General features: G+C 64.7%; 13 protein-coding genes. All 13 read left to right on the top strand.

Going from position 1 to position 15,082, the window contains the following annotated elements:
• The 13 genes from rsmH to ftsA are packed head-to-tail and all read left to right on the top strand — an operon-like array spanning window position 1 to window position 15,070.
• Window positions 1–942 (top strand): 16S rRNA (cytosine(1402)-N(4))-methyltransferase RsmH, encoded by a 942-nt coding sequence (gene rsmH, locus Q7C30_RS12430; protein WP_317871729.1) that lies wholly within the window; start codon window positions 1–3, stop codon window positions 940–942.
• A complete protein-coding gene (gene ftsL / locus Q7C30_RS12425) occupies window positions 939–1,232 on the top strand; it encodes a cell division protein FtsL (protein ID WP_029612141.1) in 294 nt (97 codons plus the stop codon). Before rsmH ends, ftsL begins: the two co-directional genes overlap by 4 nt.
• Window positions 1,232–2,962, top strand: a complete 1,731-nt coding sequence (locus Q7C30_RS12420; RefSeq protein WP_162889597.1) for a penicillin-binding protein 2 — start codon at window positions 1,232–1,234, stop codon at window positions 2,960–2,962. The genes ftsL and Q7C30_RS12420 overlap by 1 nt, the downstream gene beginning before the upstream one ends.
• Window positions 2,962–4,449, top strand: a complete 1,488-nt coding sequence (locus Q7C30_RS12415) for a UDP-N-acetylmuramoyl-L-alanyl-D-glutamate--2,6-diaminopimelate ligase (RefSeq protein WP_317871660.1) — start codon at window positions 2,962–2,964, stop codon at window positions 4,447–4,449. The genes Q7C30_RS12420 and Q7C30_RS12415 overlap by 1 nt, the downstream gene beginning before the upstream one ends.
• Window positions 4,442–5,809, top strand: coding sequence for a UDP-N-acetylmuramoyl-tripeptide--D-alanyl-D-alanine ligase (gene murF, locus Q7C30_RS12410; protein WP_317871659.1), 1,368 nt, complete (start codon window positions 4,442–4,444; stop codon window positions 5,807–5,809). Before Q7C30_RS12415 ends, murF begins: the two co-directional genes overlap by 8 nt.
• Complete coding sequence (gene mraY, locus Q7C30_RS12405) at window positions 5,809–6,891, top strand: phospho-N-acetylmuramoyl-pentapeptide-transferase (RefSeq protein ID WP_029612145.1); 1,083 nt, start codon at window positions 5,809–5,811, stop codon at window positions 6,889–6,891. Before murF ends, mraY begins: the two co-directional genes overlap by 1 nt.
• Window positions 6,892–6,897: 6 nt before the next feature.
• Window positions 6,898–8,244 (top strand): UDP-N-acetylmuramoyl-L-alanine--D-glutamate ligase, encoded by a 1,347-nt coding sequence (gene murD, locus Q7C30_RS12400; RefSeq protein ID WP_317871658.1) that lies wholly within the window; start codon window positions 6,898–6,900, stop codon window positions 8,242–8,244.
• Window positions 8,244–9,455: a putative lipid II flippase FtsW gene (ftsW, locus tag Q7C30_RS12395; protein WP_205419333.1), complete on the top strand. Its 1,212-nt coding sequence runs from the start codon at window positions 8,244–8,246 to the stop codon at window positions 9,453–9,455. Before murD ends, ftsW begins: the two co-directional genes overlap by 1 nt.
• Window positions 9,445–10,524, top strand: a complete 1,080-nt coding sequence (murG, locus tag Q7C30_RS12390; RefSeq protein WP_317871657.1) for an undecaprenyldiphospho-muramoylpentapeptide beta-N-acetylglucosaminyltransferase — start codon at window positions 9,445–9,447, stop codon at window positions 10,522–10,524. Before ftsW ends, murG begins: the two co-directional genes overlap by 11 nt.
• The gene (gene murC / locus Q7C30_RS12385) at window positions 10,517–11,971 is read left to right on the top strand and encodes a UDP-N-acetylmuramate--L-alanine ligase (RefSeq protein WP_317871656.1); all 1,455 of its coding nucleotides are present in this window, start codon (window positions 10,517–10,519) and stop codon (window positions 11,969–11,971) included. The genes murG and murC overlap by 8 nt, the downstream gene beginning before the upstream one ends.
• On the top strand, window positions 11,968–12,924 hold the full coding sequence (locus Q7C30_RS12380) for a D-alanine--D-alanine ligase (protein ID WP_029612149.1): 957 nt from the start codon (window positions 11,968–11,970) through the stop codon (window positions 12,922–12,924). Before murC ends, Q7C30_RS12380 begins: the two co-directional genes overlap by 4 nt.
• Window positions 12,925–12,929: 5 nt before the next feature.
• A complete protein-coding gene (locus Q7C30_RS12375) occupies window positions 12,930–13,799 on the top strand; it encodes a cell division protein FtsQ/DivIB (RefSeq protein ID WP_039579840.1) in 870 nt (289 codons plus the stop codon).
• Window positions 13,800–13,813: 14 nt separating this feature from the next.
• Entirely contained in the window at window positions 13,814–15,070 is a 1,257-nt protein-coding gene (gene ftsA / locus Q7C30_RS12370; RefSeq protein WP_039579839.1) for a cell division protein FtsA, read from the top strand.
• Window positions 15,071–15,082 lie beyond the last annotated feature (12 nt).

The raw sequence follows: 15,082 nt of genomic DNA, 5'->3' as shown, positions 1-15,082 counted from the left end.
ATAGATAGCGGCTTCAACCACATTACCGTCCTGCTCGACGAAGCTGTCGAGGCACTGGCCTTGCGCGCCGACGGTTGCTATCTGGACGGCACGTTCGGGCGGGGCGGCCACAGCCGTCTCATGCTCAGTCGACTGGGGCCGCAGGGGCGGCTGCTGGGTTTCGACAAAGATCCACAAGCGATTGCCACGGGGCAAGCGCTGGCGGCCGAAGACGGCCGCTTTGTCATTGTGCAGCGCAGCTTCGCCGAGATGGGCGATGAAGTACGCACGCGCGAGCTGCACGGCAAAGTCAGCGGTGTACTGCTCGATCTGGGCGTGTCCTCGCCACAGTTGGATGACCCTGAGCGCGGCTTCAGCTTCCTCAACGACGGTCCGCTGGACATGCGCATGAACCCCGGCCAGGGCGTCAGCGCCGCCGAATTCATTGCCTCGGCGGCAGAAGAGGACATTGCCCGGGTGTTCAAGGAATACGGCGAAGAGCGCTTCGCCAAGCGCATGGCCCGTGCCGTGGTCCAGCGCCGTGAACAGCAGCCGTTCACCCGCACCGCCGATCTGGCCGAAGTGCTCAAGGTCGCCAACCCCGCCTGGGAGAAGGGCAAGAACCCGGCCACGCGTGCTTTCCAAGGGCTGCGCATCCACGTCAACAACGAACTGGGCGATCTTGAAGCCGGCCTCGAAGCAGCGCTCGACGCATTGGAGGTGGGTGGTCGCCTGGTGGTCATCAGCTTCCATTCGCTCGAAGACCGCATCGTCAAGCTGTTCATGCGCAAGCTGGTCAAGGGCGAAACAGACAACCTGCCGCGCAACCTGCCGGTTCAGCACAAAGCCTTCGAACCGAAGATCCGCCTGATCGGCAAGGCGCAGTTCGCCTCCGATGAAGAACTCAAGGCCAACCCGCGGGCGCGTAGCGCCGTCATGCGCGTGGCGGAGAAACTGCGGTGAGCCGGCTGTTCGCCAAGCCGCTGCCGGGCGGAAGCTTCCTGATGCTGCTGCTGTTCGTCGGTGTGCTGGGCTCGGCCATTGCCGTCTCCTACAGCGCGCACTGGAACCGCCAACTGCTCAACACCCTTTACAACGAACTCAGCGAGCGCGATAAGGCGCAAGCCGAGTGGGGCCGGCTGATTCTCGAGCAAAGCACCTGGACTGCCCACAGTCGCATCGAGAGCCTGGCCTCGGGCCAGTTGAAAATGCGTGTGCCCAATGCCGACGAAGTGCGGATGGTGACGCCATGATGAAGCTCGAGGGGGCACTGTATCCCTGGCGCTTCCGCGTCGTGGTGGGCCTGCTCGCGCTCATGGTCGGCGCCATCAGTTGGCGCATCATCGACCTTCAGGTGGTCGACCGCGACTTCCTCAAGGGCCAGGGCGATGCCCGCAGCCTGCGTCATATCCCGATTCCCGCACACCGTGGTCTGATTACCGACCGCAACGGTGAACCGCTGGCCGTCAGTACGCCGGTCACCACGTTGTGGGCCAATCCCAAGGAAATGCAGGCTTCCAAGGAGCGCTGGCCGCAACTGGCCGCGGTGCTCGGGCAGAACCCGCAGCAACTGATCGAGCGCCTCACCCAGCAAGCCAACAAGGAATTCATCTATCTGGTCCGTGGCCTCACGCCGGAGCAGGGGCAACAGGTGCTCGACCTGAAAGTACCCGGTGTATACGGGCTGGAAGAGTTCCGTCGCTTCTACCCAGCAGGTGATGTGACCGCGCACATGGTGGGCTTCACCGACCTGGACGACCACGGCCGCGAAGGTGTCGAGCTCGCCTACGACGAGTGGCTCGCCGGCGTGCCTGGCAAGCGACAAGTGATCAAGGACCGTCGCGGACGGCTGATCAAGGACATCCAAGTGACCAAGAACGCCAAGGCCGGCAAGACCTTGGCGTTGTCGATCGACCTGCGCCTGCAATACCTGGCGACCCGCGAGCTGCGCAACGCCATCGCCGAGCAGGACGCCAAGGCCGGTAGTCTGGTGATCATGGACGTCAAGACCGGCGAGGTGCTGGCGATGGTCAACCAGCCCACCTATAACCCCAACAACCGCCGCAGCATGTTCCCGGCAGCCATGCGCAACCGCGCGATCATCGACGTGTTCGAGCCAGGCTCCACGGTCAAGCCGATCTCCATGAGCGCGGCGCTGGAAAGCGGCCGCTGGAAGCCGACCGACAAGGTCGAGGTGTATCCCGGCAGTCTGCAGATCGGTCGCTACACCATTAAAGACGTGTCCAAGAGTGAAGGGCCGATCCTCGACCTCACCGGCATCCTGATCAACTCCAGTAACGTCGGCATGAGCAAGATCGCCTTCGACATTGGCGGCGAAGCCATTTACCGGGTGATGTCGCAGGTCGGCCTGGGTCAATACACCGGCCTGGGCTTCCCGGGCGAACGGGTCGGCAACCTGCCCAATCACCGCGAATGGCGCAAGGCCGAAACGGCCACCCTGTCATACGGCTACGGCGTGTCGGTCACCGCGCTGCAACTGGTGCATGCCTACGCCGCATTGGCCAACGACGGCAAGATGGTGCCGCTGTCGATCCTCAAGGTCGACAAACAGCCCGACACCGTCCAGGCCATTCCGAAAGAAACCGCCAAGACCATCCAAGGCATGCTGCAGCAGGTCATCGAGGCCCCGCGCGGCGTGTTCCGTGCCCAGGTGCCGTTCTACCACGTGGCCGGCAAGTCGGGCACCGCGCGTAAGGCTACCGTGGGCTCCAAGGGCTACACCGAAAACGCCTACCGTTCGCTGTTCGCTGGCTTCGGCCCGATGAGCGACCCGCGCTATGCCATCGTCGTGGTCATCGACGAGCCGGGCAAGGGCGGTTACTTCGGTGGCCTGGTATCTGCGCCGGTGTTCAGCAAGGTCATGTCCGGCACCCTGCGGTTGATGAACGTGCCGCCTGACAACCTGCCGCCGGCCAATGCCCAGCAGGCCAGTGCAGTATCCGCCAATGGAGGGCGTGGCTGATGACGATGCCATTGAGCAAACTGTTCGCCCACGCCAGCCGCGATCCGCTGATCCGCGAGCTGACCCTCGACAGCCGTAACGTGCGCCCCGGCGATCTGTTCCTGGCGGTGCCCGGGGCCAAGCTCGACGGGCGCGTCCATATCGCCGATGCCCTGGCGCGTGGCGCAGCCGCCATTGCTTATGAAGAGCAGGGCGCCACCGTACTGCCGCTGACCGATGTTCCACTGATTCCAGTGAAGGGCCTGATTGGCCAGCTGTCGTCGATTGCCGGGCGCTTCTACGGTGAGCCGAGCCGTCAGCTTGAGCTCATCGGGGTCACTGGCACCAACGGCAAGACCAGCGTCACTCAACTGGTGGCCCAGGCGCTCGACCTGCTGGGTCAGCGTTGCGGCCTGATCGGCACCCTGGGTACCGGTTTTCACGGTGAGCTGCAAAGCGGCCGACTGACCACGCCAGATCCCATCGCCGTGCAGTCGACGCTCAACGACTTGAAAAAGGCCGGCGCCAAGGCCGTGGCCATGGAGGTTTCCTCCCATGCCCTCGAACAGGGCCGGGTGGCGGCGCTGGCGTTCGACATCGCCGTGATGACCAATCTGTCGCGCGATCACCTGGACTACCACGGCAGCATGCAGGCCTACGAGGCGGCCAAGGCCAAGCTGTTCGCTTGGCCGAGCCTGCGTTGTCAGGTGGTCAATCTGGACGACGACTTCGGTCGGCGCCTGGCCAAGGCCTACGCCCAGCGGCCTGCTGCCGATCATATCGAGACCCGATTGCTCAGCTATAGCCTGGAAAACCGGGACGCCTCGTTGTACTGCCGCGAAGCCTGCTTCGACGACGATGGCGTGCGCGCGATCCTGGTCACTGCCCAAGGCGAGCATACCCTGCGCAGTCAACTGCTGGGCCGCTTCAACCTGAGCAACATGCTGGCGGCAGTGGCCACGCTGCTGGCGCTGGAGTACCCGCTGGACGACATCCTCAAGGTGATCCCGCAATTGCAGGGCCCGGTGGGTCGCATGCAGCGCCTGGGCGGCGGCGAGAAGCCGCTGGTGGTGGTCGATTACGCCCACACCCCCGACGCGCTTGAGCAGGTGCTGCAAGCCCTGCGTCCGCACGCCCGGGGCCAGCTGCTGTGCCTGTTCGGCTGTGGCGGCGACCGTGACCGCGGCAAGCGTCCACTGATGGCCGAAGTGGCCGAGCGCCTGGCCGATCGGGTGCTGGTCACCGACGACAATCCACGCACTGAAGATCCGCTGAGGATCTTCGATGATATCCGTCCCGGTCTGCGCGCCGCCGACGCCGTCGAGTTCATGGGCGGTCGTGGCCAGGCCATTGCCCATTTGATCGCCAGCGCCGCTGCGCACGACGTGATCGTGCTGGCGGGCAAGGGGCACGAGGACTACCAAGAGATCCATGGCGAACGCCTGGCGTTCTCCGATTTGCTCGAAGCCGAGAAGGCCCTTTCAGCCTGGGAGGCTCCACATGCTTAAGCCAATGACACTCAGCCAGCTGACCACAGCATTGGGTGCTCATCTGGTCGGTGCCGACGCAAGCTTTACCGGCGTGAGCATCGACAGTCGTAGCGTGATGCCAGGGCAACTGTTCGTTGCGCTGGCTGGTCCGCGTTTCGACGGCCACGATTATCTGGCCGATGTCAAAACCAAGGGCGCAGTCGCGGCACTGGTCGAGCGTGAAATCGACGGTGTCGACCTGCCGCAGTTGCGCGTCGCTGACTGCCGTCTGGCACTGGGTCAATTGGGCGCGTTGAACCGTGCTGCCTTCGACAAGCCCGTGGTGGCCATTACCGGCTCCAGCGGCAAGACCACGGTCAAGGAAATGCTCGCGTGCGTCCTGCGCACGCGCGGACCGGTGCACGCGACCCGCGGCAACCTGAACAACGACCTCGGCGCACCGCTGACCCTGTTGGAAATCGCCGCAGAGCACACGGCTGCGGTGATCGAGCTGGGCGCCTCGCGGATCGGCGAAATTCGCTACACCGTCGGCCTCACCCAGCCGCAGGTGGTGATTCTGAACAATGCCGGCACCGCCCATGTAGGCGAGTTCGGCGGTCCTGAGAAAATCGTCGAGGCCAAGGGCGAAATCCTCGAAGGGCTGGGCGAGGGCGGTACTGCCGTGCTCAACCTGGACGACAAGGCGTTCCCGATCTGGCACGCGCGCGCCGGCCAGCACAAAGTGCTGAGCTTCGCCCTGAGCGACCCGCGCGCCGACTTCCACGCCAGCGACATCGGTCGCGATGCCCGTGGCTGTCCCTCGTTCACCCTGCACAGCCCGGCGGGCAGCGCAGCGGTGCAACTGAATCTGCTGGGCGTGCACAACGTCAGCAACGCCCTGGCCGCCGCTGCCGCTGCCCACGCTGTCGGCGTGAGCCTGCCGGGCATCGCGGCAGGTCTGGCGGCGGTGCAGCCGGTCAAGGGCCGTTCGGTCGCCCAGATCGCCCCGAGTGGCGTGCGGGTGATCGACGACACCTACAACGCAAATCCCACCTCGGTCTGCGCGGCCATTGATATACTCGCCGGCTTTTCCGGCCGTACCGTCCTGGTGCTCGGGGATATCGGCGAACTGGGCCAGTGGGCCGAGCAAGGCCACCGTCAGGTCGGCGAGTACGCGCAGGGCAAGATCGATGCGTTGTACGCCACCGGTACCAACATGGCCCACGCGGTCCAGGCATTTGGCGCCCATGGCCGCCATTTCGCCACACAAGCCGAGCTGATCGACGCCGTACAGGTCGAGTCCGCCGGCGAAACCACTATCTTGATCAAGGGCTCGCGCAGCGCTGCGATGGAACACGTCGTGGCTGCACTGTGCGAGACCAGCGGGGAGAAACATTAATGCTGCTGCTGTTGGCTGAGTATCTGCAACAGTTCTACAAGGGCTTCGCGGTCTTCCAGTACCTGTCCCTGCGCGGGATCCTGGGCGTGCTGACTGCGCTGTCCCTGGCGCTGTGGCTGGGGCCGTGGATGATTCGTACCCTGCAGATTCGCCAGATCGGTCAGGCCGTGCGTAACGACGGCCCGCAATCGCACCTGTCCAAATCCGGCACGCCCACCATGGGCGGCGCGCTGATCCTCTCGGCCATCGCCATCAGCACCTTGCTGTGGGCGGACCTGAGCAATCGCTATGTGTGGGTGGTGCTGATCGTCACCCTGCTGTTCGGCGCCATTGGCTGGGTCGACGATTACCGCAAGGTGATCGAGAAGAATTCCCGGGGGCTGCCAAGCCGCTGGAAATACTTCTGGCAATCGGTATTCGGCCTGGGCGCTGCGGTGTTCCTCTACATGACCGCGCCCACCAGCGTCGAAACCACCCTCATTGTGCCGTTCCTCAAGGACTTCACCATCCCGCTGGGTGCCGGCTTCGTGATCCTCACCTACTTCGTCATCGTCGGCTCGAGCAACGCGGTCAACCTGACCGATGGCCTCGATGGTCTGGCGATCATGCCGACGGTGATGGTCGGCGGCGCATTGGGCATCTTCTGCTACCTGTCGGGCAACGTGAAGTTCGCCGAGTACCTGCTGATTCCTTACGTGCCGGGTTCAGGCGAACTGATCGTGTTCTGCGGCGCGCTGATCGGCGCCGGCCTGGGCTTCCTGTGGTTCAACACCTATCCGGCCCAGGTGTTCATGGGCGACGTCGGCGCGCTGGCGCTGGGCGCTGCGCTGGGCACCATCGCCGTGATCGTCCGTCAGGAAATCGTGCTGTTCATCATGGGCGGTGTGTTCGTCATGGAAACCCTGTCGGTGGTGATTCAGGTCGCCTCCTTCAAGCTCACGGGCAAGCGCGTGTTCCGCATGGCGCCGATTCATCACCACTTCGAACTCAAGGGATGGCCCGAGCCGCGCGTGATCGTCCGATTCTGGATCATCACCGTGATTCTGGTGCTGGTCGGCCTTGCCACCCTGAAACTGAGGTAAACGAGCGTGTCACTGATCGCTTCCGACCAATTCCGCATCGTTGTCGGCCTCGGCAAGAGCGGCATGTCCCTGGTTCGCTTCCTGGCGAGCCAGGGCATCGCCTTTGCGGTCGCCGACACCCGCGAGCAACCGCCGGAACTGGACACCCTGCGCCGTGACTACCCGCAGGTGGAAGTACGCTGTGGTGAGCTGGACGTCGACTTCCTGTGCCGCGCCAGCACCTTGTACGTAAGCCCCGGCCTGGCCCTGTCCACGCCAGCGCTTCAACAGGCCGCCGCGCGCGGCGTGACGCTGTCCGGCGATATCGAATTGTTCGCTCGTCAGGCCAAGGCGCCGATCGTGGCGATCAGCGGTTCCAACGCCAAGAGCACGGTCACCACTCTGGTGGGCGAGATGGCGGCCAAGGCCGGTAAACGCGTGGCCGTCGGCGGTAACCTCGGCACGCCGGCACTGGATCTGCTCGACGACAGCGTCGAGTTGTACGTGCTGGAGCTGTCGAGCTTCCAGTTGGAAACCACCGATCAGCTCAACGCTGAAGTGGCCACCGTGCTCAACATCAGCGAAGACCATATGGACCGCTACAGCGGTCTGCCGGCCTATCACCTGGCCAAGCACCGCATTTTCCGAGGCGCTCGCCAGGTGGTGGTGAACCGTCAGGACGCCTTGAGTCGGCCGCTGCCGGTCGAAGGGCGTCCCTGCTGGACATTCGGTCTCAACGCGCCGGACTTCAAGGCTTTCGGCCTGCGAGAAGCGAATGGCGAGAAGTACCTGGCGTTCGAATTTCAATCGTTGATGCCGGTGCGTGAACTGAAGATCCGCGGTGCGCACAACCAGAGCAACGCCCTGGCGGCGTTGGCCCTGGGCCATGCAGCGGGGTTGCCGTTCGAGCCGATGCTCGAGGCGCTGCGCGAATTCACCGGCCTGGCTCATCGCTGCCAATGGGTACGCGAGCGCAACGGTGTGAACTGGTACGACGATTCCAAGGCCACCAATGTCGGTGCCGCGCTGGCGGCCATTGAAGGCCTGGGCGCAGACATCGAAGGCAAGCTGGTCCTGATCGCCGGCGGTGACGGCAAGGGGGCTGATTTCGCCGCCCTGCGCGAGCCGACCGGGCGGCATTGCCGCGCCGTGGTGCTGCTGGGGCGTGATGCCCAACGCCTGAGCGAGACGCTCGAAGGCGCGGTGCCGCTGGTGCGAGTCGCCAGCCTGGAGGAGGCCGTGCAGCGCTGCGCTGAACTCGCCGAGCCGGGCGATGCGGTACTGCTGTCGCCTGCGTGCGCCAGCCTGGACATGTTCAGGAATTTCGAAGAACGCGGGCGTCTGTTCGCCCAGGCAGCGGAGGGGCTGGCATGATTTTCGGCATCATCAAGCCGTATCCGTCGCCGCTGATCAGCGGGCGTGGCATCGACCTGGACTTCCCGCTGCTGGCCGGCTGCCTGGCGCTGCTGGGCCTGGGCCTGGTGATGATTACCTCGGCTTCATCGGAAGTGGCCGCGGTGCAGTCGGGCAACCCGCTGTACCACATGATTCGCCACCTGGTGTACGTCGCCCTGGGCCTTGGCGCCTGCGGCGTGACCATGATGGTGCCGATCGCCACCTGGCAGCGCATGGGCTTCATGATGCTGATCGGCGCTTTCGGCCTGCTGGTGCTGGTGCTGGTGCCCGGCATTGGCCGTGAAGTGAACGGCTCGATGCGCTGGATCGGTTTCAGCTTCTTCAACGTACAGCCATCGGAAATCGCCAAGGTGTTCGTGGTGATCTACCTGGCTGGTTACCTGGTACGCCGGCAGACCGAAGTGCGCGAGAGCTGGATGGGCTTCTTCAAGCCGTTCATCGTGCTGCTGCCGATGGCCGGCCTGCTGCTGATGGAGCCGGACTTCGGCGCCACGGTGGTGATGATGGGCGCTGCGGCCGCGATGCTGTTCTTAGGTGGGGTGGGGTTGTTCCGCTTCTCGCTGATGGTGGTACTGGCGGTGGTCGCGGTCTTCGTCCTGGTGCAGGCCCAGCCTTATCGGATGGCGCGTCTGATCACCTTCACCGACCCCTGGTCCGATCAGTTCGGTTCCGGTTACCAGCTCACCCAGGCGCTGATCGCTTTCGGTCGCGGCGAGTGGCTGGGCGTGGGCCTTGGCAACAGCGTGCAGAAACAGTTCTACCTGCCCGAAGCGCACACCGACTTCGTGTTCTCGGTACTGGCCGAGGAACTGGGTGTGGTCGGCTCGCTGTGCACCGTGGCGCTGTTCGTGTTCGTCACCATTCGCGCCCTCTACATCGGTCTGTGGGCAGAAAAGGCCAAACAATTCTTCGCCGCCTACATGGCATTCGGCCTGGCGTTCCTGTGGATCGGCCAGTTCCTCATCAACATCGGTGTGAACGTCGGTCTGCTGCCCACCAAAGGCCTGACCCTGCCGTTCCTCAGTTACGGGGGCAGTTCGCTGGTCATCTGCTGCGCCTGCGTCGGGCTGCTGCTGCGCATCGAATGGGAGAGCCGAACACACCTGGGCAGCGAAGAGCACGAGTTCAAGGAAAGCGATTTTGCCGAGGAGACCAGTCATGGGCGCTGACGGCAAGAACGTCTTGATCATGGCCGGTGGCACTGGCGGGCACGTGTTCCCGGCGCTGGCCTGCGCGCGTGAATTCCAGGCCCGTGGCTACAGCGTGCATTGGCTGGGTACCCCTCGCGGTATCGAGAACGAGCTGGTGCCGCAGGCTGGCCTGCCGCTGCACCTGATCCAGGTCAGCGGTTTGCGCGGCAAGGGCAAGCTGTCCCTGCTCAAGGCGCCGTTTACCTTGGTCAAGGCCGTGCTGCAGGCACGGCGAATCATCCGCGAACTGCAGCCGGTGTGCGTGCTCGGTTTCGGTGGCTATGTCACAGGCCCCGGCGGCGTCGCCGCGCGGTTGTGCGGCGTGCCGCTGGTGATCCACGAGCAGAACGCCCGCGCCGGTACCGCCAACCGCTTGCTTGTGCCGTTGGCTGCGCGGGTCTGCGAAGCCTTCCCCGACACCTTCGAGGCCAGCGAGAAACGCCGCACCACCGGTAATCCGGTACGCCGCGAACTGTTCCTGGAGTCGCCACGCCTGCCCCTGGCCGAGCGCCGCGCACGGCTGCTGGTGCTCGGCGGTAGCCTGGGTGCGGAACCATTGAACAAATTGCTGCCTAAGGCCCTGTCCGAAGTGTCCGTCGACCTCCGTCCCGAGGTGTTCCACCAGGCCGGCAAGCCACACGCCGAGATCACCGCCGAGCGTTATCGCGAGGCCGGGATCGAAGCCCAGGTGGAGCCCTTCATCAAGGACATGGCCCATGCCTACGGCTGGGCAGACATGGTGGTGTGTCGGGCCGGAGCCCTGACCGTCAGCGAACTCGCGGCGGCGGGCCTGCCTTCGATGCTGGTGCCTTTGCCCCACGCCATCGACGACCACCAGACCCACAACGCCCAATACCTGGCTCGGGAAGGCGCCGCCTTCCTGCTGCCACAAGCGACAACTGGCGCAGCGCAGCTCGCTGAACGCCTGAACGAGGTGCTGATGCAACCCGAGAAACTCGACACCATGGCCGGCACCGCTCGCCGCCTGGCCAAACCTGCCGCAACCAGCACCGTAGTCGACATCTGTCTGGAGGTGGCCCATGGTTGAAAGCCAGAAAGCCATGCCGCAACCCAAGATGGGCCGCATCCGCCGTATCCACTTCGTCGGTATCGGCGGCGTGGGCATGTGCGGGATCGCCGAAGTACTGCTGAACCTGGGCTACGAAGTATCCGGCTCGGACCTCAAGGCCTCGCCGGTCACCCAGCGCCTGGAGTCCTTCGGCGCCGAGATATTCGTGGGTCACCGCGCCGAAAACGCCGCCACCGCCGACGTGCTGGTGGTGTCCAGCGCCATCAACCCGGCCAACCCGGAGGTCGCCACTGCCTTGGAACGTCGTATTCCGGTAGTGCCACGCGCCGAGATGCTCGCCGAACTGATGCGCTACCGTCACGGCATCGCCGTGGCTGGCACCCATGGCAAGACCACGACCACCAGCCTGCTGGCGTCGGTGTTCGCAGCCGGTGGCCTGGACCCCACGTTCGTCATCGGGGGGCGCCTGACCGCCGCCGGCACCAATGCGCAACTGGGGACCAGCCGCTACCTGATCGCCGAGGCCGATGAAAGCGATGCCAGCTTCCTGCACCTGCAACCGATGGTTGCGGTGGTCACCAACATCGACGCCGACCATATGGCGACCTACGAAGGTGACTTCAACAAGCTGAAGAAGACCTTCGTCGAGTTCCTGCACAACCTGCCGTTCTACGGTCTGGCGGTGATGTGCCTGGACGATCCGGTGGTGCGTGAAATCCTGCCCCAGGTCAAACGTCCGACCGTCACCTACGGTTTCAGCGACGAGGCCGACATTCGCGCCATCAACGTCCGCCAGCAGGGCATGCAGACCCACTTCACCGTGCTGCGCCGCGACCGCCAGCCGTTGGAGGTGTCGGTGAACATGCCCGGCAACCACAACGTGCTCAATGCGCTGGCCACCATCGCCATCGCCACCGACGAGGGCATCAGCGACGAGGCCATCGTCCAGGGCTTGTCGGGTTTCCAGGGCGTTGGGCGACGCTTCCAGGTATACGGCGAACTGCCGGTCGAAGGTGGCAGCGTGATGCTGGTCGACGACTATGGTCATCACCCGACCGAAGTGGCGGCCGTGATCAAGGCCGTGCGTGGTGGCTGGCCGAGCCGGCGCCTGGTGATCGTCTACCAGCCGCACCGCTACAGCCGGACCCGCGATTTGTACGACGATTTCGTACAGGTGCTGGGCGATGCCAACGTGCTGCTGTTGATGGAGGTGTACCCGGCCGGTGAAGAGCCGATTCCGGGCGCCGACAGCCGTCAGCTGTGCCACAGCATCCGCCAGCGCGGCAAGCTCGACCCGATCTACATCGAGCGCGGCGCCGAACTCGCGCCCCTGGTCAAGCCGCTGCTGCGCGCCGGTGACATCCTGATCTGCCAGGGCGCCGGCGATGTCGGCGGCCTGGCGCCACAACTGATGAAAAGCCCGTTGTTCGCTGGCGCCGTCGCCCAGCAGGAGAAATCGCTGTGAGTACCGCGTACGACAAACTGCACTCCACCCTCGACATCAAGGCCTTCGGCCGGGTGGCCGTGCTCTACGGGGGTAAAAGCGCCGAGCGCGAGGTGTCGCTGAAATCCGGCGCTGCGGTGATCGAGGCACTGACGGCAGCGGGTGTGGACGTGGTGGCCATCGATGTCGGCGACGACCTGCTCGAGCGCCTGCAGCACGAGCGGATCGATCGCGCGTTCATCATTCTGCATGGCCGTGGCGGCGAAGACGGCAGCATGCAAGGCCTGCTGGAGTGCCTGGGCATTCCGTATACCGGTAGCGGCATCCTGGCTTCGGCACTGGCCATGGACAAACTGCGCACCAAGCAGGTGTGGCAGAGCCTGGGCATTCCGACCCCGCGTCACGCCGTGCTCAGCACTGAAAACGACTGTGTCGAGGCTGGCAAGGAACTGGGCTTCCCGCTGATCGTCAAACCTGCCCATGAAGGTTCGAGCATCGGCATGGCCAAGGTGAACAACGTCGAGGAACTGGTCGCTGCCTGGCAGGACGCCGCTCGCTACGATTCCCAAGTGTTGGTGGAGCAGTGGATCCACGGTCCGGAGTTCACCATCGCGGTGCTGCGCGGCCAGGTGCTGCCACCGATCGCGCTGGGTACCCCGCACGTGTTCTACGACTACGACGCCAAGTACGTCGCCAACGACACTCAGTACCGCATTCCGTGCGGGCTGGACCGCCACAAGGAACAGGAACTGATCGACCTGACCGCGCGCGCCTGCGATGCCATCGGCATCGAGGGTTGGGGCCGTCTGGACGTGATGCAGGACGAGCAGGGCCGGTTCTGGCTGCTCGAAGTCAATACCGCACCGGGCATGACCGATCATAGCCTGGTGCCCATGGCGGCCCGCGCGGCCGGACTGGACTTCCAGCAACTGGTGCTGGCGATCCTGGCCGACAGCGTAGCGACGCGAGGTTAATCACCATGCAAGGCGCAATGATACGTCAGCAGCAACCCGTGACCGGCCGTAGCAAGCCGGTACCGCGCGGTGCCAGCCGACTGGTGGCCGACGAGCCCGTATCGGCGCGCCTGCCTCGGCCGAACTTCGGCGGGCTCAAGCGCCTGCTGTGGCCGGTGCTGCTGGTGGCGGCCGGTTTCGGCGCCTATGAGGGGGCGATCAGGCTGATGCCCTATGCCGACCGGCCGATCACCAAGATCGCCGTGCAGGGCGACCTCAGCTACATCAGCCAGCAGGCGGTGCAGCAGCGTATTGCGCCCTACGTGGCGGCGAGCTTCTTCAGCGTCGACCTGCCGGCGATGCGCACCGAGCTCGAGCAGATGCCGTGGATCGCCCACGCCGAAGTGCGTCGGGTCTGGCCCAACGAGGTGGTGATTCGCCTCGAGGAACAACTGCCTGTCGCGCGCTGGGGCGACGAGGCCTTGCTCAACAACCAGGGCCAGGCCTTCACCCCGCGCGAGCTGGCCAACTATGAGCACCTGCCGCAGTTGTTCGGCCCGCAGCGCGCTCAGCAACAAGTCATGCAGCAGTATCAGGTACTGAGCCAGATGCTGCGTCCCCTCGGGTTCTCCATCGCTCGCCTGGAGCTGCGCGAGCGAGGCAGCTGGTTCCTGACCACGGGTGCGGGTAGCACCGGTCCAGGCATCGAGCTGCTGCTGGGACGCGATCATCTGGTGGAGAAGATGCGCCGGTTCATTGCCATTTACGACAAGACACTCAAAGAGCAGATCGCCAACATCGCCCGCGTCGATCTGCGGTACGCCAACGGATTAGCCGTTGGCTGGCGGGAACCGATTGCACCGACGACGGCCCAACCCGCCGTTGCGAAGAATTAGAGAGAGGCAGGACCATGGCAAACGCGCATAGCGGCAAAATGATCGTCGGGCTGGACATCGGCACCTCCAAGGTCGTCGCCCTGGTGGGCGAAGTGGCGGCGGACGGCACCCTGGAGATCGTCGGGATCGGTACTCATCCGTCCCGCGGCCTGAAGAAAGGTGTGGTGGTGAACATCGAATCGACCGTGCAGTCGATCCAGCGCGCGGTGGAAGAGGCGCAGTTGATGGCGGGCTGCCGTATCCACTCGGCGTTCGTCGGCGTGGCCGGCAATCATATCCGCAGCCTGAACTCCCACGGTATCGTCGCGATCCGCGACCGCGAGGTCAGCGTCGCCGACCTGGAGCGCGTACTCGACGCCGCCCAGGCCGTGGCCATTCCTGCCGACCAGCGCGTGCTGCACACACTGCCGCAAGACTACGTGATCGATAACCAGGAAGGCGTGCGTGAGCCCCTGGGCATGTCCGGCGTACGCCTGGAGGCCAAGGTCCACGTGGTCACCTGCGCGGTCAACGCAGCGCAGAACATCGAGAAGTGCGTGCGCCGCTGTGGCCTGGAAATCGACGACATCATCCTCGAGCAACTGGCCTCGGCCTACTCGGTGCTGACCGACGACGAGAAGGAACTGGGCGTGTGCCTGGTGGACATCGGCGGCGGCACCACCGACATCGCCATCTTCACCGAAGGCGCGATTCGTCACACCGCCGTGATTCCGATTGCAGGCGACCAAGTCACCAACGACATCGCCATGGCCCTGCGCACACCGACGCAGTACGCCGAGGAAATCAAGATCCGCTACGCCTGCGCCCTGGCCAAGCTGGCGGGTGCCGGCGAAACCATCAAGGTGCCGAGCGTCGGCGATCGTCCGCCGCGCGAACTGTCGCGCCAGGCCCTGGCCGAGGTGGTCGAGCCGCGTTACGACGAGCTGTTCACCCTGATCCAGGCCGAGCTGCGCCGCAGTGGCTACGAAGACCTGGTGCCGGCCGGCATCGTCCTCACCGGCGGTACCGCGAAGATGGAAGGCGCGGTGGAGCTGGCCGAAGAAATTTTCCACATGCCGGTACGCCTTGGCGTGCCGCACAGCGTTCGGGGGCTGAGCGATGTGGTGCGCAACCCGATCTATTCAACCGGCGTGGGACTGCTCACCTACGGCCTGCACAAGCAGACCGAGGACCTGCCCCTGACCGGCAACAGCAGCAGCAACAGCTATGGCGATGAACCGAAGGCCCCGGTGCTTGAGCGCTTCAAGCGCTGGGTCCAAGGCAATTTCTAAGTTTCAAAGCAG

The organism is Pseudomonas sp. RAC1 (assembly GCF_030658255.1).
Taxonomy (GTDB): Bacteria; Pseudomonadota; Gammaproteobacteria; order Pseudomonadales; family Pseudomonadaceae; genus Aquipseudomonas; species Aquipseudomonas boreofloridensis.
This window is presented reverse-complemented; position numbering and strand designations above follow the sequence as displayed.

Excerpts from the sequence above, each read along its gene's own strand:
- Q7C30_RS12415 (WP_317871660.1), top strand. The coding sequence starts at position 2,962 with ATGACGATGCCATTGAGCAAACTGTTCGCCCACGCCAGCCGCGATCCG.
- ftsA (WP_039579839.1), top strand. The coding sequence starts at position 13,814 with ATGGCAAACGCGCATAGCGGCAAAATGATCGTCGGGCTGGACATCGGC.
- mraY (WP_029612145.1), top strand. The coding sequence starts at position 5,809 with ATGCTGCTGCTGTTGGCTGAGTATCTGCAACAGTTCTACAAGGGCTTC.
- murF (WP_317871659.1), top strand. The coding sequence starts at position 4,442 with ATGCTTAAGCCAATGACACTCAGCCAGCTGACCACAGCATTGGGTGCT.
- Q7C30_RS12420 (WP_162889597.1), top strand. The coding sequence starts at position 1,232 with ATGAAGCTCGAGGGGGCACTGTATCCCTGGCGCTTCCGCGTCGTGGTG.
- murG (WP_317871657.1), top strand. The coding sequence starts at position 9,445 with ATGGGCGCTGACGGCAAGAACGTCTTGATCATGGCCGGTGGCACTGGC.
- Q7C30_RS12375 (WP_039579840.1), top strand. The coding sequence starts at position 12,930 with ATGCAAGGCGCAATGATACGTCAGCAGCAACCCGTGACCGGCCGTAGC.
- murC (WP_317871656.1), top strand. The coding sequence starts at position 10,517 with ATGGTTGAAAGCCAGAAAGCCATGCCGCAACCCAAGATGGGCCGCATC.